We start from the raw sequence: 21132 nt of genomic DNA on the forward strand, positions 1-21132 counted from the left end.
ATGGAAGCTAAAATTACCTGTGTTATATTGGATGATGAGCCGCTGGGCCAGGAACTGCTGAAAAAGTATGTAAGTCGGCTCGATTTTCTGGAGCTGGCAGCGGTGTACGAAAACGCAATTGAAGCGCTTGGTAAAATAAGTGCACTGCGGCCCGATGTTATTTTTCTGGATGTGAACATGCCTGAAATGAACGGCATCGAGTTTATGAACACGTTCAGCAGCAACTACAAACCCTACGTGATCATGACAACGGCTTACTCCGAATATGCGGTGCAGGGCTTTGAGTATGATGTGGCCGATTTCCTCTTAAAGCCTGTTACCTTCGATCGTTTTGTGAAAGCCATCCACAAAGTGCAGGAAAAGATGCGCTACAAAAACCCGGTTTCCGCAAGTATAAATCCGGCTGTTACAACTGACCCAAATAAGCAGTTCCTGCTGGTGAAGGAGAACAAAAAATTCATGAACATTGCCCTGGAAGCTATTATCTGCGTGGAAGGCATGAAAGATTACCTCAAAATCCATACTTTGGGCAAGAGCGTGGTTACCCACATGACCATGACCAAGATCGAAGAACTGCTGACCCGGGATTTTCTGCGCGTTAACCGCTCTTACATCGTCCGGAAATCGGCCATCAAAGCCATACACGGCAACACCATCGAGCTAAGCAACAACACCGAAATACCGGTAGGCACACGCTACCGCGACAGCATCCGGGAAATAATGGAAAGCGGTACCTTATAAGTCTTCCAAAAAAGTATACGAAAGCTGCCATTTATACTTCCGGAACTGTGTTCTGTCTAAAAAGCGTTTCAATTCGTTTGCTTTAGCCGTAACTTTGCAGTAATTAATTTTCTGCCAGAAATTTATACTTATGAACAGAAGACCAAGACGTAACCGCCAGACCGAAGTTATCCGCAATATGGTGCAGGAAACCAGCCTGAGCCTGAACGATTTTATTTACCCGCTTTTTATAATTGAAGGCCAGAACCAGCGCATCGAAGTAAAATCGATGCCGGGCATCAACCGCTTTTCCATCGATACGCTGCTCGAAGAAATTCATACGTGCGTAGAGTTGGGCGTAAAAGCCTTTGCTCCATTCCCAGGCATTGCCGAACAATACAAAGATAAAACGGCCACCGAAAGCTGGAACCCGGACGGCCTCTTCCCGAGAGCCATCCGCGAGATCAAAAAGAATTTCCCGCAGGTAGCGCTTTTCACCGACATCGCCATGGATCCCTACAGCTCGGATGGCCACGACGGCATTGTTGAGAACGGCGAAATTCTGAACGACGAGACACTGGAAGTTTTAGGCAAGATGGCGTTGGTACAGGCGCAGGCCGGTGCCGATGTGGTAGCCCCTTCCGATATGATGGACGGCCGTATCGGGCATATCCGCCGCGTACTCGACGAAAACGGTTTCCATAAAGTGGGCATTATGGCGTACACGGCCAAGTATGCGAGTGCATTCTACGGCCCGTTCCGGGATGCGCTTGATTCTGCACCGAAAGCCGGTGACAAAAAAACGTACCAGATGAACTACGCCAACAGCCGTGAAGCCTTGGTAGAAGCCGAACTCGATACAGCCGAAGGGGCGGATTACCTGATGGTGAAACCTGCCTTATCTTACCTGGATGTGATAAAGTTGCTGCGCGATAACTCGAATTTACCCATAGCAGCTTATAACGTAAGCGGGGAGTATGCCATGGTAAAAGCTGCCGACCAAAAAGGCTGGGTAGACGGTGAAAAGATTATGGTTGAAACCCTGACAAGTATAAAACGCGCCGGTGCCGATATCATACTTTCATACTTTGCAAAAGAGTACGCCCAGTACCTGAAAAAGTAAAAGCCATTTTATACTTGCTGTAAAAGGATTTGCAGGATCTATACTTTTAGATTTCAGCAAATCCTTTTTCGTTTTGCAGGCACTTCTTTGTAAAATCTATGGTCGGCTGAAACGCTGTATATCCTGCTCAAAAAAACTTAGCCTCCATTTGAACATCTTTGCCTATCTTATCCTTTCATAGTATCTCACAGGTTATACACGCTGATTGTTGTTTTTATGAAAAGACGGGGTCTCTGGCTCGTTGCCCTTGCCATTATATTCGCTACCCAAAGTAGGGCGCAGCAGGGCTCTACACCTGTGCGTACCAATGCTACGGCGTTAAGTAAAATTGCCGTTTCCGCTGAAAAAGATTATAAGTTAAATCGTGGCAAAGCACTGGAAATGGCCAGACAAAACGGCTGGGTAGTACAGAAAACGTATGCCGATGGCACGCACATTTCGTTGCAGGGCATTGATACGCGCGGTTTACCAATCTATTACATTACTTATAACAATACGCGCGCTGCCGCCACAACCCGCACAGATCAGCTCTGGGCTGGCGGCGCTTTAGGCCTTAGTTTGAGCGGTAGCAGCTCATCTGTAGCCGAAAAACTGGCCATCTGGGATGGCGGCGCCATACGCGCCACCCACCAGGAACTCCGAAACCGCATCATCCAGAAAGATAACGCAACCGAAATAAACGACCACGCCACACACGTAGCCGGAACAATGGCTGCCAAAGGTGTAAATGCATCGGCTAAGGGCATGGCGCACGGCATTACCAAACTGCAGGCGTATGATTTTGATAACGACGTAAGCGAAATAGCTGCTGCCGCCAAAGACTTGCTTGTATCCAATCACTCCTATGGCTCCATTACCGGCTGGCATTTTAACGATGACCGCAAAGGCACCAAAGAAGACCCCAACTGGGAATGGTGGGGCGATACCGGCATCAGCACAAAAGAAGATTACAAGTTTGGCTATTATGACCAGACAGCCGCCAAATGGGACCAGATCGCTTACAATGCACCTTACCTGCTGATGGTAAAATCGGCGGGCAACAACCGCAGCGAAAATGGCCCCAAGGAAGGCGAACCATACTTTCAGCGGAACGGCTCCGGTAAATTTGAGTTGGTAGCCAGCCGTGGCAAAGACATCAGCAGCAACAACGGGTACGATATAATTTCTACTTACGGTACTGCTAAAAATATCCTGACGGTTGGCGCTGTTGCTTCCATCACGAACGGTTATGCGCAGGCCAGTGATGTGGTAGCTGCAGGATTCAGTAGTTTTGGCCCCACGGATGATGGCCGTATAAAACCAGATCTGGTTGGCAATGGCACGTCTATACTATCTGCGTCTTCGGAAGGGGATAAAATGTACAAGATCACCAGCGGCACTTCTATGTCGGCTCCTAACGTATCGGGTACGCTGCTGCTGTTGCAGGAACATTACGCTAACCTGAACAAAGGAAGTATAATGCGTGCTGCTACGCTGAAAGGCTTGGCTATCCACACCGCCGATGAGGCCGGCCCCGCCCCTGGCCCGGATTACCAGTTTGGCTGGGGACTATTAAATGCGGCGAAAGCAGCTACTTTACTTTCGAACACAAACAAAACGCACCTGCTTCAGGAGAACACGCTGCAACAAGGGCAGGTTTATACGTTAAAAGTGACGGCATCGGGCGCAGGTCCTTTGGTAGCCACCATTTCCTGGACCGATCCGGAAAGTACTGTGCTGGAGGCAAACGCAAGTGTACTGAACAACCGCAGTGCACGCCTTGTAAACGACCTCGACATCAGCATACAAAGAGAAAGCACCACTTACCTGCCCTGGATTTTAGACCCCACCAAACCCGACGCTGCCGCCAAACCTGGCAATAACATACTGGATAATGTGGAGCAGATTTTAGTGTCTGATGCCGTTCCGGGCGAAACCTATACTATAACCATAAAACACAAAGGCACTTTAACCAAAGGGCCGCAAAACTATTCGCTGCTGGTGAGCGGCGTGGGCGGTGCCGCTTATTGCAGCAGCGCGCCAGCTTCAGAAATCGGTGCCAGCATAAAGAAATTAACCCTTGGCGTAAGTATGATTTCGTTTCCGGATGCCTGCGCTACGTACCAAAACTTAACAGCCACTACACTAACCTTAACGCGTGGCCAGGCCAATGCTATGGCGTTGGAACTGGGAAGTTGTGGCGCGGCTGCTTCTAAAATTGCAAAAGTATACGTAGACTGGAACAACGACGGCGATTTTACGGATGCAAATGAAGAAGCCGCTGTATCGGGAGTTATACTTGGCGATGGCACTTTTAACGCAAGTATAACGCCGCCTGCCTCGGTAGCTGTAGGAGACAAAACCCGCATGCGCGTGGTGGTACAGGAAAGTATAAATGCTGCCGATGTTACTTCTTGTGGCACTTACACACGCGGCGAAACCCAGGATTATGTAGTGCAGTTTGCCAAGCCGGCGGTTGATATTGCAGTTAGTACGGTGTCTGCTAACGGTACATCATTATGTGCGAACCCGGCTCAAAAAGTAAAAGTTATACTTCGGAACGAGGGTACGGCTGCCCAGCAAAATATCCCGGTGCAGGTCAGTATCCGCAGAAATGGCCAGGAATTACAAAAGTTGACCGGCACCTTTACCGGAAGCCTTGCTCCCAACGCTCAAACCGAGTTTGTGCTGGATGGCTCGTTTGCGACAACTGCTGGCGAAAAGTATGATCTGGTTGCCACCTCCGGCTTAGTAAACGATGGCTTTACTGCGAATAACCAACAGCAAGCTACCTTTACAGTAAGCGCAAACCTCGCTGCTCCCACTGACGCAACGGCTGTGCGTTGCGGCTCGGCTACAAATTATACTTTAACAGGTGCTGGTGCAGGCACACTTTTCTGGTATACTTCTTTAACCGATACTATGCCCGTGGCGGCAGGAAACCAGGCACAGGTAGCGCTCAGCCAAACAACCGGAAAATTGTATGCTGCTTACAACGATTTCAGGGGAACGATTGGGCCGAAACAAAAGAGCTTTGCAACTGGCGGAGGCTATAACCAATTCACGCCTGCGGTTAAACTTTCGGCGAAGGCACCTATGCTGCTGGAGTCCGCGAGGCTGTATATCGGCAACAGTGGCAACATTAGGTTTACAGTGTATAATGCAGAAGGCGCGCCGGTTTCGGAACGTACCCTGGCTGTAACGGCTACGCGCACCACTGCAGGCCCCGGCGTGCAGCCCAACGACCCGAACGATGCAGGCGCTGTCTATTATTTAGGCCTGGAAATACCGGAAGCCGGCGAATACCAGATTGCCATTGCGTACGAGAATGGCGCTACTATTTTCAGGAACAACGAAGGCGTAAAAGGCTACCCGTTCGGGATACCCAATGTGGTTTCCATTACAGGCAATACTGCCACCGAAACGCCCCTTAACTTTTATTACTATTTCTATGATTTGCAGGTAACGGCACTCGGCTGCAAAAGCGACCGCACCGAAGCGATTATGAAAAGCGGTACGCCGGTGGCAAAACCAGTTATCGCCCACCAGGGCACAACGCTTGTGTCCAGCGCGGCAGAAGGCAATCTGTGGTTCCTGAATAATAAACTGATCGCGAACGCAACCGGCAAAGTATATACACCCACAGAATCCGGTGTTTATACGGTGCTGGTGCAACTGGACGGTTGTATCTCTGACGTGTCGCAGGCATTTAACTTTAACCTGGAATCTTCGGAACGAAACCTGGGCCCGGAACTCATCGCATCGCCTAACCCAAGCACCGGACGCTTCGATCTGCGCCTGGAAACTTCCAGCACAGAAGACATTACCTTTGAAGTATACGATTTGCTGGGGAAAGCCATTTATACCGGCAGCGTAGAGCATAACGGCCAGTACCAGGGCACCATCGACCTCAGTAAAAGAGCCTCTGGCGTATACATGCTGCGTGCAAAACATGGCAGCAAAACTTATAGCCGCAAGCTGGTAGTGCAGCATTAGAAACTGATTTTAAAGTATAAACAAGTATGGCTCCTCTCCGGAGCCATACTTGTTTATACTTTATACTTACTGCTGAACTTATGCTTTTGGTTTGCTCAGTTTATTTTTGATCGTGTTGTAATCAATGTAATAAAGCACTTTAACGGATAACGAGTTTGTTTGCGGCGAAGAGAAGGTGCGGCTGAAATTATCGAAGTAACTCGGGATGGCTTTATCTACATCATCCGAGATCAGGTTTTTCCAGACAATGCTAATTTCGCTACCCGGCGCAAACCACCACGAATACACCATATCCACATTAAAGATATTAAAGTTACGGTCGTGGTTTTCGTTATGCCCATCGGCCAGCAGCTTACCTTCCGGCGTTAAGCTAAAGTATTTTTTATTCACCACTTTCGATAAGTAATGACGCGCCCGCAGCGATAACGACATTTTATTGTTGAAAATATAATTGCCGGTAAGCGTATTTTCTACGGTGTTCACATTCCGTAAGCCGAAAATAATGCGTTCTCCTATTACTTTTTCTGCCTCGTCCTTTATCTCATCTTTATCAGAAAATCCCATGTCATCATAGCGCTCGTTCATGCTGTAGCGATACACAAAATTGAGTTTGTTACTAACACGGTAGCGTGGCGACAGAAAGAAAGAAGTAGTGTGGCGATCGTTCTCGTTAAACTTGCGATACGCTATTTCCACATCGAGTGCAAACTTTTTGCGGTAATCCGAAGACAAGTATATACCCGTGTTGTAGTTAGTCGGGAAAGTATAATACCAGCCCGGCGTGCGGGGCTCAAAGAAATCGTAAGTTACAACAGGCTCCAGGTTACTGAAAAGCACCACTGTCAGGAAGTTTTTAAAGGTCCCTTCTGCCCTGGCATAGATCACGAAATTCTGGAATGTATCAGGCTTATAACGGCGCGAGTAAGTGGCACCCAGGTTAGTACGTGCATTCAGAAACTTCCAGAAAGGCTGGTAAACATTATAACTCAGATCCAGTGTTTCGTCTACTGAGTTGTTGTTGAAAAGTATACCCATATCGTTCGGGTTATAGGTATCCGAGATTACGTTGTGCTCCAGGCTGTACAAAAAGTTGCCACTTACTTTGCCCACGTTTACATTATACGTATAACCCAATGCGGTGCTATCAGAAAAATACTGCTGGCTGAGTGCCGCCTTTCCGTTGATGGCATACTTGTTTTCCTTGTTCGCAAACCTGAAAAGGCCGCCCGTTAAGTTGGCATCGTAGGTGCTGCCCTGGCGCATGACACTGGTGTTTACCAGCGTTACATACGAGTTATTTTTAAGCGATTGATCAAGTACTAAAATGTTATAGTTGGTGAGCGGCTGCGTTTCCTTCCCATACTGCCTGCCTTCGCTGTCTTCGATCGTGGCATACTGGCGGCCTACTACCGCGTTAAATATACCTACACCCAAGCCCGACTGTGTTCTGCCGGAAACTTTGGTACCATTTATCATCTTAGTTTCAAGCGGGTTCTCAATTATTTTATGGTCTTCCGGTACATCAAACTCCTCATTTACAGGTGATCCTCCGATACGCCGCGAGTAAAAGAAACCTCCTTTGTTAAACAGCTCCGTTCCTTCCATAAAGAAGGGCCGGTTCTCGTTATACTGGACTTCGAAAGGCCCCAGGTTCAGTACCTGGTTATCTGATTGTACCTGGCTGAAATCCGGGATCAGCGTCATATCCAATGTAAAGGCATCGTTAATACCATACTTCACATCTAAACCGCCACTAAAGTTGAAGTCTGTTTTGGTGCTTATATCTTCGCTGCCTTCTTTTTTATAAGGAAATGAAGCGGCTGATGCTGCCACATATGGCGAAAGCGAAAGGCGCAACGGGGCTTTGATATCTCTGATGCCTGTTAGTTTGCCCCATTGGTTTGTAAAGCCGTCTTTGGCCGGATCGACGTGGTTCCAGAAGTAGCCTTTTCGCGTAATCTGGCGGTTGCGCATAAAATTAAGGCCCCATAACTGCTCTGGCTTGCTACTGAAACGGATAGCAGAGTATGGAATTTTGAACTCGGCTACCCAATTGGTGCCCTGCATACTTACGTTGCTTTCCCAAACGGCATTCCAGCTCCAGTCTTCGCCGCTGGTAGAGTAGCGTGCATCCTGCTGTACACCGGCTGGCGTTGTAAAAAATCCAAAGCCGTTCAGTTGGTCGTTATAGGTATCGAAAAAAACACCAAAAAAGTCTGTATTGCCCAAGTCGTCGCGGCGGCCCAGTTCACGCAGAATACTGTCCTGCGATACATCGTGCATAATAGCCCCTACATAAATGGCTTCGTCATCATACAGAATGCGTACTTCGGTGGGGTGAGTTTCCAACGGGCCGGGGGTAGGCCTGTTCTGCACAAAGTTAGTAGCAATTTCGGCTTGCTGCCAGATCGCTTCGTTCAGGTCGCCGTCAATTTTAATGGGCTCAGTTATACGTAAAGCTTTTAGTTGTTTCTGGGCAAATGCCGGGTTCTGAGCCTGTGCGGGTAACATTGTACTTGCCAGCAGCAACAGGCAAAAACAGACGCATAAAACAACGGGCTTGCGTGTGTAAAAAATATATTTCATAGAAGTATGGTTACAGCGTGCGTGGCTTCACCCCAGAAAGCTGGAATTGTATCTGTAAAAGATGCGACTGGCTGGCTCAAGGTTGCTTGAAGGTACTTATATTTTCAGAGGGAACTAAAACCACTGGATGAACAGCCCGAAAATGTAGATAAAACCCAAAAAACTATATACAAAGCATTTCACCAGAAAAAAACTACTTCAGGATATGGCAAAGCAAAACGAGCCGGAAAGTATACTTCCCGGCTCGTTCGTGTTGTAAAATAAATCTATGTTTATACTTCAGTTTTATACTTGATAATCTCTAGTTAATCCATCATATCAGCCGGACGTGGGCCGTCGGTTCCGTGGTCTTTCCAGCTCATCGGGTAATTCTGGTCCATCATTTCTACAGCTTCTACTGTTAGGTGCAGCGGCCGGAAAGTATCGATCATCACGGCATACTCATGTGTTTCTTTTTTGCCAATGCTGGCCTCTACCGTACCCGGGTGCGGGCCATGCGGAATACCGCCCGGATGCACGGTAAACGAAGCACGGTCTACGCCTTTGCGGCTCATAAAATCGCCATCCACATAGTATAAAACCTCATCCGAATCCACGTTGGAATGGTTGTAAGGCGCAGGTATAGCCAGAGGGTGATAGTCAAATAAACGCGGTACAAACGAGCAGATTACAAAATTCTGCGCCTCGAAGGTCTGGTGTACGGGAGGTGGCTGGTGCACGCGGCCGGTTATCGGTTCGAAATCATAAATAGAGAACGCATACGGGTAAAAATAGCCATCCCAGCCTACGGCATCAAACGGACTGAACTCATAATAATACTGGTGCAGTTCGCCTTCTTTTTTTATCTGAACGAGGTATTCTCCTTTTCCGGTTTCGAGGTTCAGGTCTACAGGCGGGCGCATGTCGCGCTCACAAAACGGTGCATGCTCCAGCAACTGGCCAAAATGGTTACGGTAACGGCGCGGCGTTTCTATCGGGCTGAACGATTCGGTGATCAGCAAACGTACCTGCCCTTCATCGAACCGGAATTTATGAATGATCGTGCGTGGGATAACCAGGTAATCGCCGGGCTTAAAAGGTACGCGACCCATCTGCGTCAGCAAATCGCCGGTGCCTTCGTGTACAAATACTACTTCGTCGGCCTGGCCGTTTTTGTAGTAATAGCTCATTTCGCGCTCGGTCGGGTTGCAGATACTAATGGCAACATCGGCGTTAAACAACACGGTTTTGCGGGCACTCAGGTAATCAGAGCCGGTTGCAGTAATGCCCAGCGTGCGCAGGTGGTGCGGCGCCAGTTTTATACCTGCTGCTTTTTGCGGTGCAAACGGCACAGGCTCGCCAATGCGGCTAATTTTGGTAGGCGGATTGATGTGATACAAAAGTGATGATACACCACTAAAACCTAAGGTACCCACCAGCTGCTCTGCGTACAAACTGCCATCCGGCTGCCGGAACTGCGTGTGTCTTTTATGAGGAATCTCTCCCAGTTTATAATAGAAAGCCATTTTTTGCTGCTATGGTTATAGTTTGTTAAAATGCCTGTGCTACGCAAATATACACAAGCATCGTTATATTTTAAGCACCGCCTTTTGCCAGCCGCTGTGCTCTGCTAAATTGCCGGAGTGCCTGCTGAAACTCTTCATCAGACTCGTGCAGCACCGGGAAAAAACCTTTGTTACCATATACGCTTCGGGCTACAAATGCTTTCAGGTTATTGCGGAGCAGGTTTTTAGAACGGTTAAATTCGGTGGCGTTATACTTTACTTCTGCGCTTGTTGCCATCTTTACAACATCCTGTAGCATGGCATCGGTTACGTTAAACGACTTGTTAAACTTCTCAAACGTCATTTTCTCGAGTTCTTTGCGGTTGTTTCTGTAATAATCCAACGCATACTCCCGGATAACATTTTTGCTGTACAGCTGGCTCAGGTATTCTGATAATTCGGTGGTATCGCGGGGCACGAACACATCGGGCATAATACCGCCGCCGCCATACACAAAGCGACCACGTGCTGTTTTATACTTCAGCGAATCTACAAACAAGGTACTGTCCGGATGGAAATACTCTCCGTTCTCGAAGCGCTTCATCATGTCTTGCTGGTAATTTTCGGAGCCACCGGTATAAGGTTTCTGGATAGAGCGGCCGCTTGGCGTATAGTACCTGGAAATAGTCAGGCGCAGTTCAGAACCGTCGTTTAATGGAATCGGCATCTGCACCAGGCCCTTGCCAAACGAACGCCGGCCCACAATTAAAGCGCGGTCGTTATCCTGCAGGGCGCCTGCCACAATCTCGGAGGCCGATGCGCTTCCTTCATCCAGCAATACGATGATAGGGCCATTCTCGAAATCGCCTTTGGTGCGCGCATAGGTCTTTGAATCATACTTGTCGCCTTTGCCATCGGTGTACACAATCATCTTATCACCGGATATAAACTCATCGGCCATGCGGGTGGCGTGGTCCATGTAGCCGCCGGGGTTGCCGCGCAGGTCAAGTATAAGCTGCTGCAGCCCTTTTTTCTTCAGGCCTTTGAGAGCGTCGGCAAACTCATCATAAGTTTTGGCCGAGAATCGGCTCACTTTTATATAACCGGTCTTGTCATCTACCATGTAACTAACATCTACTGACGAAGTTGGTATCTTATTGCGGTTTAACGTATAGGTAAGCAGTTTTGGAGCGCCCGGCCGTTTAATGCCCAAGCTTACTTTGGTGCCTTTCGGGCCGCGCAAGCGCTTGAAAACACCTTCGTTGGTAATGCCTACACCCGCAATATTTTCGCCATTTACTTTGATGAGTTTATCGCCGGGTTGTATGCCTGCCGCTTCGGAAGGCCCTCCGCTCAGGGGCGTGATTACGTAGATGGTATCTTTAAAAATATTGAATTCGATGCCAATGCCTTCAAAATCGCCTTCTAGGTATGAGCGTGCCATGGCCATTTCTTCTGCTGGAATATAAGAAGTATGCGGATCCAGTTTTTCCAGCATTTTGGTGATCGCAAAGTCGGATAGTTTCTCGATGTCTACTGTGTCCACGTAATCGCGGTCGATGTAGCTGAGAATATCTCGGAACTTCAGGTAACTACGGGCAGTGCCCTGCGGGTTGGTGCTGGACGGGGAAAACATGTTAGCCCCGATCAGCAGCCCTACTACCAGCGCAGCAGCCATAAAGAGCGGCATTTTTATCTGAAACGGCGTATTCCGGAAACCTTTTCTTTCTTCGCCTTGCTCAAAATTTTCCATGATCTTAAAAAAATAAACACGATTGCACCTGGCATTGGGGCAGCCAGCTTACAAGATAATTAAATATACGACACAGGTATCAGAACTAATAAAGCTACAGCAGATTAAAATGCAGGCTTGTTGTATAGTTACTTTCTTAACAGCAAGAACCTTTAAATAATTTAAAAATTACTTATTTAAAGTATAAAACCAGCATTTGGTAGCAAAATTCCCCTCTACTCGTTTTATCATCGGCCACCAAAGTATAAAGATCGGCCATATTCGGGGAGGGCGGGTATATAAAAGCAATAACTAAAATCTGTACCTTTGCACTTTGTAAGACACACATGGGCAGAATTCTGGCAATTGATTACGGTACAAAGCGGGTAGGTTTAGCAGTTACCGACCCACTCCAGATAATCGCGAACCCACTGGAAACCGTACATGCCAAAGATGTGTTAGCTTATTTAAAGGCCTATGTGCAACGCGAACCGGTAGATGCTATTATTATCGGAATGCCTACCCGGCTTTCGGGCGAGGCAACCGACGCCACGCAGCATGTGGTTGGGTTTGTACGTATCCTGAAAAAAGAATTTCCGGCGCTGCCTGTGCATACCGTAGACGAGCGTTTTACTTCTAAAATGGCGCAGCAGGCCATGCTGGCAGGCGGCCTGAAGAAGAAAGCACGTCAGGACAAAGGCACCGTAGACCGCGTAAGTGCGGCCATTATTTTACAATCGTATTTAGAAAGCAGAACCATATGATTTACCCGATTACCGCTTACGGCGATCCTGTATTAAAAGAGCTTGCCACCGATATTCCGAAAGATTATCCGGGGCTGAATGAGCTGATCGAAGACATGTATACAACCATGTACCACGCGCGCGGCGTAGGTTTGGCCGCTCCCCAGATCAGCAAAAGTATACGTTTGTTTGTGATCGATTCGGAGCCGATGATGGACGATGAAGACGAAGGCAAAGGCGTTAAAAAAGCATTTATCAACCCGGAAATTATTGAAGAAGATGGCGAAGAATGGGGCTTTGAAGAAGGCTGCCTGAGCATACCCGGCGTGCGCGAAATGGTGTACCGCCCCGAGCGCATCGTTATCCGCTACTTCGACCAGGATTGGAACGAGCACACTGATACTTATGATGGCATGACAGCCCGCGTTATCCAGCACGAGTACGATCACATTGAAGGTATCCTGTTTACAGACCACCTGAACGGCCTGAAGAAACGCTTGATCAAAAACAAGCTCACCAAAATATCTAAGGGTGATGTAGATGCAGATTATAAAATGAAATTCCCGGCTCTGTCGAAGAAACGCTAAGGATTTTATACTTTGAAAAAGGCCAGCTATACTTTATAGCTGGCCTTTTTTGGTTTTGGGATAAGTATAGAGTAGAGTGCTTGTATAACCACCTTCGAAAGCTGTTGGCAAAGCCAAGATTTACAGTCGGTACGATCTATTTTTCTGTCTATAAATATAAAAGCAAAGTTAATCCTACTTCTTGCAGTTATTTAGATTCTCCGGGCCTATGTTTGTGGGGTTTCAAATTTGGATGCTTTGGTTGAGTTTCTGGAGTAACACGTCTTCTTTCATCAGGTGTTCCGTCTTGTTTTTTTGGCTTTGGTCCTGGCTTGATTGCTTCAATTGCTTGCATATTTTTATAGGATTTAGGGTGAATATATGTATTTCAGCTTTTGTAATTAGTTAGTATAGCATACAACCAGTGATTAACTGGTTGTATGCTTAGCTTATCAATACAAGATAATAAATCAACAGAATAACCAGAAACCAAACACCTCTATTTTAATATATATTCATCACCTTTAACCACTTATACCGCAAATTCCCGTAAACCGCAAGTATGGCTAACCCTCTAAAAGTCATACTTCTTGTGCTGTTACTGTTCCTGCCTTCGCAGGGCAACAGTTGGGGCTTTTACGCGCATCAACGCATAAACCGCCTGGCCGTATTTGCGCTGCCTCCCGAAATGGTGGGTTTCTACAAAAAGCATATCCGTTACATTACCGAAAATGCTGTTAACCCGGACAAACGCCGCTATGCAGTAGAAGGCGAAGCACCCCGCCACTACATCGACCTGGATGTGTATGGCGACAGTGCCCTGTATAAAATGCCGCGTTACTGGCAACAGGCCGTGGAAAAGTATAGCGAGGATACGCTGCAAACCTATGGCATTGTGCCCTGGCATATTAACCTGATGAAGTACCAGCTCACGCAGGCTTTTAAGGAGCGAAACCTGGAACGTATACTTCGGCTCTCAACGGAAATAGGACACTACATTGCCGATGCCTGTGTACCGCTGCATACAACCCAGAATTATAACGGGCAGCTTACCGGGCAGCGTGGCATACATGGTTTCTGGGAGTCGCGGTTACCGGAAATGTATGCAGGTAACTATGATTTTTTTGTAGGGCAGGCCTTATACCTGGAGCAACCGCAACTCAAAGCCTGGGGCATTGTAAGCAGCGCGCATCTGGCTTTAGATTCGGTTTTATACTTTGAAAAGCAGCTGACGCAGGAGTTTGAAGAGGAAAAAAAGTATAGCTTCGAAGTACGCAACAACCTGACTACCCGTGTTTACTCACGGCCTTTCTCGCTGGCCTACCACAACCAATTGCGCGGGCAGGTAGAGCGCCAGATGCGCCTTGCCATCCATACGATTGCCAGCTTCTGGTACACTGCCTGGGTTGATGCCGGTCAGCCGAGTCTGGGAACCTTAGCCAACACCCTCACACCCGAGCAACTCCATCAGTTAGAATTAGAGAAGAAAGCCTACGAAACCGGAAACCACACGCCACGCGAAGAAGGTAACTGATTTATACTTTGAAGAATTCCCCTCCTTGGAGGGGTTAGGGGTGGGTTTACAATAGCAGGAAAAACACTCTAACTAATCTCAACCTAGAGCAACCAAGGCCAATTCAGGCTAATTTCGCACTAACCCGTCATACTTTGCTGTACCGACACAAGTTTTCGGAAGGTGTTAAAATTAAGTATATTGCGCGACACAAATGCCTTATCCAATGAGCAAACGCTATACTTTACGCGCCTCCTTTTCGTGGTTGTGCTTTATACTTTTCATACTTGCCAAGCCGGTTTCAGCGCAGCAAACCAACACAGCCGCTACCCTTGCTAAACTTGATGCCTATTACCAGAAAGCCCTGAAAGACTGGAATGTACCCGGCATGGCCATCGCGATTGTAAAAAACGACTCCATTATTTTTGCTAAAGGCTACGGCGTACTTAACAACAAAACAGGCGGACAAGTAGATGCCAACACACTTTTCGGGATTGCTTCCAACTCAAAAGCCTATACCGCTGCTGCGCTTGGCATATTGGTTGATGAAGGAAAGATCAAATGGAACGACCCGGTTAAAAAATACATCCCGACGCTGCAGCTTTATAACCCATACGTAACCGAGAACATCACCATTGAAGATTTGCTGAGCCACCGCGCTGGTTTCGGCACATTCAGCGGCGACTTGCTTTGGTATAACACCACTCACAGCCGCCCAGAGATCATCAGCAGAATGCAGCACCTGAAACCTGCTTATGGTTTCAGGAACGGCTATGGTTATTCGAACCTCATGTTTATCACGGCAGGCGAAGTGATCGAGAAAGTATCCGGCACTACGTGGGAAAAATTTATTCAGGAAAGGTTCTTTAAGCCGCTTGGCATGACGCGCTCTTATACGTCGGTAAACGATCTGAAGGGCGTTGCCAACGTAGCGTCGCCACACGGAAATGGCGCAGACGGAAAGCCTTTTGCCACGACGCTAAACCCCTGGGATAACTGGAACCCGGCAGCCGGTATTTTCACCAGCGTAAACCAGGCCGCCAACTGGATGCGTCTGCAACTAAACCACGGTACCTACAACGGCAAAAAGATTTTCAGTGAGGCCGCCAGCCGCAACATGTGGACTGCTCACAATCCTTTTCCGGTATCTAAACAAGCCGAAGAGCAAATTCCATCCACGCACTTTGTGGCAGCAGGTTTAGGTTGGTTTGTAAGCGATTACGAAGGCCGGAAACTGGTATACCACGGCGGCGGCCACGAAGGCATGAACAGCCGCACCGTACTCGCCCCTGAAGAAAAGCTGGGTGTTATCATCCTTACCAACAGCATGAGTAGCATCATGACGCCGGTTACAACGTATACGTTAGACCAGTTTTTTGCCGTAAAAAAACCACGCGACTGGAGCCAGCTAGCGCTCGATAACATCGCCAAAGCAAAACAAGCAGAAGCCGCTGCAAAAGCCAAAACATCCTCCGAAAAGAAAAAGCGCAACAGCAAACCAACCATGCCACTTGCTGCTTATGCCGGCACGTACCACAGCATATTGTATGGCGATGCAACGGTAAAAGTACAGGATGGCAAACTGGTATTTCAGTTGGTACCGGCTCCGCTCCTTGGCGGCACGCTCACCCACTCGCAACACGATATTTTTAATTTGAACTGGCGCACGAAGTATGCGCTGCTAACACCTACCAATGTGCGTTTCCTGGTGGGCGAAGATGGTAAAATAGCAGAGATGCGCCTGGATGCCGATAACCCGGATTTCCATTTTGATGAGCTGGAGTTTAAGAAAGTGAAGTAGCCGAGTACAAATTAACCGGGCCAAACCACCCCCAACCCCTCCTTAGGCAAGGCGGGGAGTTTTACCCCACCCCAACCCTCCCCTAATAACAGGGGAGGAAGCTATACTTTTACATTATACTTAAAGTATAAATCAAAAATGGATTGAATTAGCCATGAAACTTATACTTGAGCTAAAGCAACAACAGACTCCCTGCCTTGGATAAGGAGGGGTTGGGGATGGTCTGAACTGGAATCCATACTTATTTGTACTTTACTCAACGAAAAAGGCCGCTGCAATTACTTGCAGTGGCCTTTTTTATACTTCAGAATTAAAATAATTTGTAATTCTTAACTCGTAATTCGTAATTATATTAAACAAGCTTCTTATAACGGATACGCTTCGGCTCTATATTGCCCATACGTTTCTTCTTGTTCTCTTCGTAATCTGAGTAGTTACCCTCAAACCAATACACCTGCGACTCGCCTTCGAAAGCCAAAATGTGTGTACAGATACGGTCCAGGAACCAGCGGTCGTGCGAAATGATCACGGCGCAACCGGCAAAATTTTCGAGGCCATCTTCCAGCGCACGGATCGCGTTCACGTCTAGGTCGTTGGTCGGCTCATCCAGTAAAAGCAAGTTACCGCCTTCTTTCAGCGTCATGGCCAGGTGCACGCGGTTGCGCTCACCACCCGACAGCTTGTCTACTTTTTTCTCCTGATCGCCACCCGAGAAGTTAAACTTGCTTACATAGGCTCTGGAAACTACCTGGCGTCCGGCCATGATCATGTGCTCTGTTCCGCCGGATATCACTTCAAACACCGATTTAGTTGGGTCGAGGTTAGCGTGTTCCTGGTCTACGTAAGAGATCTGTACCGTAGAACCCACTGCAAACTCACCTGCATCGGGTTTCTCCTGGCCGGTTATCATCTTAAACAGCGTTGTTTTACCAGCACCGTTCGGCCCGATAATACCAACTATACCACCTTGCGGCAAAGCAAAATCCAGGTTTTCGAACAGCAGTTTATCACCATAAGCCTTGCTGATGCCATGCGCCTCAATTACCTGCGCACCTAAACGTGGGCCATCCGGAATGAACAGCTCCAGTTTATCTTCTTTCTGCTTGGCATCTTCGCCGGCCAGTTTATCATACTGGCTGATACGCGCTTTGGATTTGGCATGACGTGCTTTCGGAGCCATCTTCACCCATTCCAACTCGCGCTGTAATGTTTTCTGGCGCTTGCTTTCGGTTTTCTCTTCCTGGGCCAGTCGGTTAGATTTCTGTTCCAGCCAGCTGCTGTAGTTGCCTTTCCACGGAATACCTTCGCCACGATCCAGTTCCAGAATCCAGCCAGCAACGTTATCCAGGAAGTATCTATCGTGGGTAACAGCTATTACGGTTCCTTTGTACTGCTTTAAGTGTTGCTCCAGCCAGTCTACTGATTCAGCATCTAAGTGGTTGGTAGGCTCATCCAGTAACAGTACATCCGGCTCCTGCAACAGCAAACGGCAAAGGGCTACGCGGCGCTTCTCACCACCCGACAGGTTGCCGATAATGGCATCTTCCGGAGGCGTACGCAACGCATCCATGGCACGCTCGAGGCGGTTATCGAGTTCCCAGGCGTTGTGATGGTCCAGTTTTTCCTGCACGTTGCCCTGGCGCTCGATGAGTTTGTTCATCTCATCGTCGGTCATCTCTTCACCGAACTTCATGTTGATCTCGTCGAACTCTTTCAGCAAAGCCACTACTTCGGCCACGCCTTCTTCCACAACTTCGCGCACGGTTTTGGTTGGGTCGAGTTGCGGTTCCTGCTCCAGGTAACCAACCGAGTAGCCCGGGCTCCAGACTACTTCGCCTTGTATCTGCTTATCTACGCCTGCAATAATTTTCAGCAAACTGGATTTACCGGAACCGTTAAGGCCCAGTACGCCAATTTTAGCACCGTAGAAAAAAGACAGGTAAATATTTTTGAGTACTTGTTTCTGAGGCGGGTAAATCTTGCTTACCCCGGCCATCGAGAATATAATGGTTTCGTTGCTCATGTTATTTTCTTATAGTTAACGGCTCACTTACAAGTATAAATACACCAAAACCGGGCTCCGGGCATGGCATATTATTCAAATTCCTTAAAAGAATTACAAATATCGTAAAAATTCATGCATTTGCGCCTTACAAAATTGCGCTGAAATACTTAAACTTGTAAAAACTGTATAGGTAAAGCAGGCTTAAACCAAATTTGCACCAGCCCGCCCTGCCTTTGTACTGACGCATAACCCGATCCAAACTAAATGGAAAACAACGACCTATTGGATAAAGCAAAGCAATACGGCTTTATCCAGGACCAGCAGGTGTGGCTGAAACCTTTCATGAATTACCCTGCCCGGCAGGTAGGAGATGTAAAGGAATCTGAAGACGACTCGCTGGTATACTTTGCCAAGCGTTACGATATGTTCCAGGGTAAGGTGAACAACCTGCTCGAGCGTATTGCAACCTCCGATAACAAAGGCTCTTTTATGATGAAGGTGCTACACATGAAAGAGCAGGTAGGCAATTACGATGCTTTAGGAGATTTTGAGCAGATCTACCACACCCTCACCAAAGCCGAAGAAGAAATAAACGGAACCATTCTGCAGAACCGTGGCAAAAACCTAAGTATAAAAGTTGGGTTGGTGCAGGAAGCCGAAGCCCTGCAAAACAGCATTGAGTGGAAAGAAACCACCGATAAGCTAAAAGAACTGCGCGCCACCTGGATCAAGACCGGTCCGGTAGAAAAAGAGGTGGCCGAAGAATTGGAAGAACGTTTCCGGAATGCGATTGAAGGCTTTTTTGAGCGCAAGCGTGAGTTCTTCGAGGATAAAAAGCAAATGCAGAACCGTACTTACGAAAAGTACAAAGACCTTATATCCAAATCGATTGCGCTGCAGAATTCTGAAGACTGGGAAGGTACCACAGCCAAACTAAAGCAACTCCAGAACCAGTGGAAAGAAGTAGGCGGCAATTTACCGCGCAAGGTAACCAGCCAGCTCTGGACCAACTTCCGGAAAGCCCACAACCACTTTTTTGAGCGCCTGAAGCAGAAAATCACCAACGAGAAAACTGACTCGCGCGAGAAATTCTACGAGGTAAACTACGCCCGCAAACAGGAACTTGCCGGCGAAGCCGAAAATTTACTGCAAAACCACGGCCTGAACGATGCCGTGAAACGCGCCAAAGAACTACAGGCCGAATGGAAAAAAGCCGGTCCTGTGCATCCGTCCGTATCAGACCAGGTATGGGAGCGCTTTATAAAAGCCTGCGATAAGGTGTTTGAAATGAGCAGCCTGGAACATTACATCCGCAAGCGCCAGCAGGCATCCGCAGAAAAAATATCGGAAACCGAGAACCTGCACGCACGCATTAACGCCCTGAAAGAGTTTATAAAATCAGATAAAGCGGAGCTGGAAGTGCTGGAAGACAACCTGGATAAACTGAGCGGTGCCCCGGCCAACGATGCTTTCAAAAGTATGCTGCAAGGCAAGATTCGTAACTTTAACCGCAAGATCAACACCAAACAGGAACTGATCGAAGGGTTTAAAAACCAACTGAGCGTAAACAGCTAACTGATTTATACGTTTATACTTCCCAAAAGAGGTGTTTGCAGCAAAACGGCAGGCACCTCTTTGTTTTAGCGCCAGATGCAAGTATAACTGCCTAAAAATCTTCTGATATTATTGACTTCAGCGCAAACATTTGTAATTTATTTGCGTTGTGTTGGTAAAAACAGACAAAAAAACAATTAATTTTTACTAAAAATTTTTGTTTTTAGTTTTATTCATACTTTTGCAAACCATTTCAAAAAGCACATAAGTTTAAGGAGAAACATACTATGTATTGGACATTAGAATTAGCATCATACCTGGAGGACGCACCCTGGCCGGCAACTAAAGACGAATTAATTGACTTCTCTATCCGCTCGGGCGCGCCAATGGAGGTTGTAGAAAACCTGCAGGCACTGGAAGATGACGGACAGCCTTACGAGAACATCGAAGAGATCTGGCCTGATTATCCTACAAAAGAGGATTTCATGTTCAACGAAGACGAGTACTAAAGGAATTACGAGTTAAGAATTACGAATTAAGAATGGTTGTACTTACCTCTTTATAATTCGTAATTGATAATTCGTAATTCGTAATTATCCAAGGCTTGATTGTTGAAGCAAAGCATGTGGTTGCGGGTTATGGACAGCGTGTCCTGATTCGCAACCTTTCTTTTTCTATACCTGCGCCTGCATTTGTAGCTGTTATCGGGCACAATGGCGCCGGCAAAACCACTTTTTTCAAGGCTTTTCAGCAGCAGGTTGCTTACCAGGGGCAGTTACTTTTACAAGGCCACGACCTTAAAAGTATAGCCAACCCGGCTTCAGAAGGTATTCTCTCCTATCTGCCGCAAAAAAATACGGTTACCTTTCCTATTAAAGTTTCGGATCTGGTGGTGATGGGGCTGTTCCGGAAAAAAACTTTTTTCGAGAACTACACAGCTTCGGATCATCAGCTGGCAGCGGCTGTGCTGGAAGACCTGCAATTAAGCCACCTCGCCGACCATGACTTTACCACACTTTCAGGGGGTGAGCAGCAACTTGTTTGGCTGGCGCAACTTATACTTCAGGATGCCAGCATTTGCCTGCTGGATGAGCCTACCCAGCAGCTGGATGTATACTATAAAAGCAAGGTGTTCAGGCTGCTGCAGGATTGGGTACTTACAAAAAGCAAAACCATACTTTGCATTACCCACGATCTGCAAAACCTGCTTCCATTAAAAGGCTACCTGCTTAATTTATCTAAACCAGCACCTACTTTGGAAGTAATTTCGCCGGAAACAGTGCAGGAGAATCTGCTGTTCCTGGAGTCGGGGCGGCAACCGGTACGCTAG

General features: G+C 47.5%; 15 protein-coding genes. 10 read left to right on the plus strand and 5 right to left on the minus strand.

Features of this window, described 5'->3' with window-relative positions:
- The 3 genes from DP923_RS03410 to DP923_RS03420 all read left to right on the plus strand — a co-directional run bounded on the left by DP923_RS03410 (position 1) and on the right by DP923_RS03420 (position 5818).
- Positions 1-741, plus strand: a complete 741-nt coding sequence (locus DP923_RS03410; RefSeq protein WP_112304345.1) for a LytR/AlgR family response regulator transcription factor — start codon at positions 1-3, stop codon at positions 739-741.
- Between the two features lie 130 nt (positions 742-871).
- A complete protein-coding gene (gene hemB, locus DP923_RS03415; protein ID WP_207801930.1) occupies positions 872-1843 on the plus strand; it encodes a porphobilinogen synthase in 972 nt (323 codons plus the stop codon).
- Positions 1844-2059: 216 nt separating this feature from the next.
- A complete protein-coding gene (locus tag DP923_RS03420; protein ID WP_112304349.1) occupies positions 2060-5818 on the plus strand; it encodes a S8 family serine peptidase in 3759 nt (1252 codons plus the stop codon).
- Positions 5819-5896: 78 nt separating this feature from the next.
- On the opposite strand, the gene DP923_RS03425 is transcribed toward DP923_RS03420, so the two are convergent.
- The 3 genes from DP923_RS03425 to DP923_RS03435 form a co-directional block, all read right to left on the minus strand.
- Positions 5897-8404 carry a DUF5916 domain-containing protein gene (locus DP923_RS03425; RefSeq protein WP_112304351.1) on the minus strand — a complete coding sequence of 836 codons (2508 nt, stop codon included), beginning with the start codon at positions 8402-8404 and terminating at the stop codon, positions 5897-5899.
- Positions 8405-8709: 305 nt separating this feature from the next.
- Positions 8710-9909 (minus strand): homogentisate 1,2-dioxygenase, encoded by a 1200-nt coding sequence (locus DP923_RS03430; protein ID WP_112304353.1) that lies wholly within the window; start codon positions 9907-9909, stop codon positions 8710-8712.
- 70 nt (positions 9910-9979) lie between these two features.
- Positions 9980-11641, minus strand: coding sequence for a S41 family peptidase (locus DP923_RS03435; protein ID WP_239020923.1), 1662 nt, complete (start codon positions 11639-11641; stop codon positions 9980-9982).
- Positions 11642-11967: 326 nt separating this feature from the next.
- On the opposite strand from DP923_RS03435, the gene ruvX reads away from it, so the two are divergent.
- Both ruvX and def read left to right on the plus strand, forming a co-directional pair.
- On the plus strand, positions 11968-12384 hold the full coding sequence (ruvX, locus tag DP923_RS03440) for a Holliday junction resolvase RuvX (protein ID WP_112304356.1): 417 nt from the start codon (positions 11968-11970) through the stop codon (positions 12382-12384).
- Entirely contained in the window at positions 12381-12950 is a 570-nt protein-coding gene (gene def / locus DP923_RS03445; protein WP_112304358.1) for a peptide deformylase, read from the plus strand. Before ruvX ends, def begins: the two co-directional genes overlap by 4 nt.
- A 187-nt stretch (positions 12951-13137) precedes the next feature.
- On the opposite strand, the gene DP923_RS16635 is transcribed toward def, so the two are convergent.
- Complete coding sequence (locus DP923_RS16635; protein WP_165838137.1) at positions 13138-13284, minus strand: hypothetical protein; 147 nt, start codon at positions 13282-13284, stop codon at positions 13138-13140.
- A 207-nt stretch (positions 13285-13491) separates the two neighbouring features.
- Here DP923_RS16635 and DP923_RS03450 point away from each other — a divergent pair, with 207 nt between their 5' ends.
- Both DP923_RS03450 and DP923_RS03455 read left to right on the plus strand, forming a co-directional pair.
- Complete coding sequence (locus DP923_RS03450) at positions 13492-14463, plus strand: zinc dependent phospholipase C family protein (RefSeq protein WP_112304360.1); 972 nt, start codon at positions 13492-13494, stop codon at positions 14461-14463.
- A gap of 205 nt (positions 14464-14668) precedes the next feature.
- A complete protein-coding gene (locus DP923_RS03455) occupies positions 14669-16243 on the plus strand; it encodes a serine hydrolase (RefSeq protein WP_112304362.1) in 1575 nt (524 codons plus the stop codon).
- 352 nt (positions 16244-16595) lie between these two features.
- On the opposite strand, the gene ettA is transcribed toward DP923_RS03455, so the two are convergent.
- On the minus strand, positions 16596-18266 hold the full coding sequence (ettA, locus tag DP923_RS03460) for an energy-dependent translational throttle protein EttA (protein ID WP_112304364.1): 1671 nt from the start codon (positions 18264-18266) through the stop codon (positions 16596-16598).
- 246 nt (positions 18267-18512) lie between these two features.
- Between ettA and DP923_RS03465 the strand changes: the two genes are divergently transcribed.
- From DP923_RS03465 to DP923_RS03475, 3 genes are all read left to right on the plus strand, one after another.
- The gene (locus DP923_RS03465) at positions 18513-19823 is read left to right on the plus strand and encodes a DUF349 domain-containing protein (protein ID WP_112304366.1); all 1311 of its coding nucleotides are present in this window, start codon (positions 18513-18515) and stop codon (positions 19821-19823) included.
- A gap of 266 nt (positions 19824-20089) precedes the next feature.
- Entirely contained in the window at positions 20090-20311 is a 222-nt protein-coding gene (locus tag DP923_RS03470) for a DUF2795 domain-containing protein (RefSeq protein WP_025608825.1), read from the plus strand.
- Positions 20312-20406: 95 nt separating this feature from the next.
- Positions 20407-21132, plus strand: coding sequence for an ABC transporter ATP-binding protein (locus tag DP923_RS03475; RefSeq protein WP_112304368.1), 726 nt, complete (start codon positions 20407-20409; stop codon positions 21130-21132).

Source organism: Pontibacter arcticus, assembly GCF_003284895.1.
Taxonomy (GTDB): Bacteria; Bacteroidota; Bacteroidia; order Cytophagales; family Hymenobacteraceae; genus Pontibacter; species Pontibacter arcticus.

What these genes read in the sequence shown, in the direction of transcription:
- DP923_RS03410 (WP_112304345.1), top strand. Translation starts at nt 1, where the DNA reads ATGGAAGCTAAAATTACCTGTGTTATATTGGATGATGAGCCGCTGGGC.
- hemB (WP_207801930.1), top strand. Translation starts at nt 872, where the DNA reads ATGAACAGAAGACCAAGACGTAACCGCCAGACCGAAGTTATCCGCAAT.
- DP923_RS03420 (WP_112304349.1), top strand. Translation starts at nt 2,060, where the DNA reads ATGAAAAGACGGGGTCTCTGGCTCGTTGCCCTTGCCATTATATTCGCT.
- DP923_RS03425 (WP_112304351.1), bottom strand. Translation starts at nt 8,404, where the DNA reads ATGAAATATATTTTTTACACACGCAAGCCCGTTGTTTTATGCGTCTGT.
- DP923_RS03430 (WP_112304353.1), bottom strand. Translation starts at nt 9,909, where the DNA reads ATGGCTTTCTATTATAAACTGGGAGAGATTCCTCATAAAAGACACACG.
- DP923_RS03435 (WP_239020923.1), bottom strand. Translation starts at nt 11,641, where the DNA reads ATGGAAAATTTTGAGCAAGGCGAAGAAAGAAAAGGTTTCCGGAATACG.
- ruvX (WP_112304356.1), top strand. Translation starts at nt 11,968, where the DNA reads ATGGGCAGAATTCTGGCAATTGATTACGGTACAAAGCGGGTAGGTTTA.
- def (WP_112304358.1), top strand. Translation starts at nt 12,381, where the DNA reads ATGATTTACCCGATTACCGCTTACGGCGATCCTGTATTAAAAGAGCTT.
- DP923_RS16635 (WP_165838137.1), bottom strand. Translation starts at nt 13,284, where the DNA reads ATGCAAGCAATTGAAGCAATCAAGCCAGGACCAAAGCCAAAAAAACAA.
- DP923_RS03450 (WP_112304360.1), top strand. Translation starts at nt 13,492, where the DNA reads ATGGCTAACCCTCTAAAAGTCATACTTCTTGTGCTGTTACTGTTCCTG.
- DP923_RS03455 (WP_112304362.1), top strand. Translation starts at nt 14,669, where the DNA reads ATGAGCAAACGCTATACTTTACGCGCCTCCTTTTCGTGGTTGTGCTTT.
- ettA (WP_112304364.1), bottom strand. Translation starts at nt 18,266, where the DNA reads ATGAGCAACGAAACCATTATATTCTCGATGGCCGGGGTAAGCAAGATT.
- DP923_RS03465 (WP_112304366.1), top strand. Translation starts at nt 18,513, where the DNA reads ATGGAAAACAACGACCTATTGGATAAAGCAAAGCAATACGGCTTTATC.
- DP923_RS03470 (WP_025608825.1), top strand. Translation starts at nt 20,090, where the DNA reads ATGTATTGGACATTAGAATTAGCATCATACCTGGAGGACGCACCCTGG.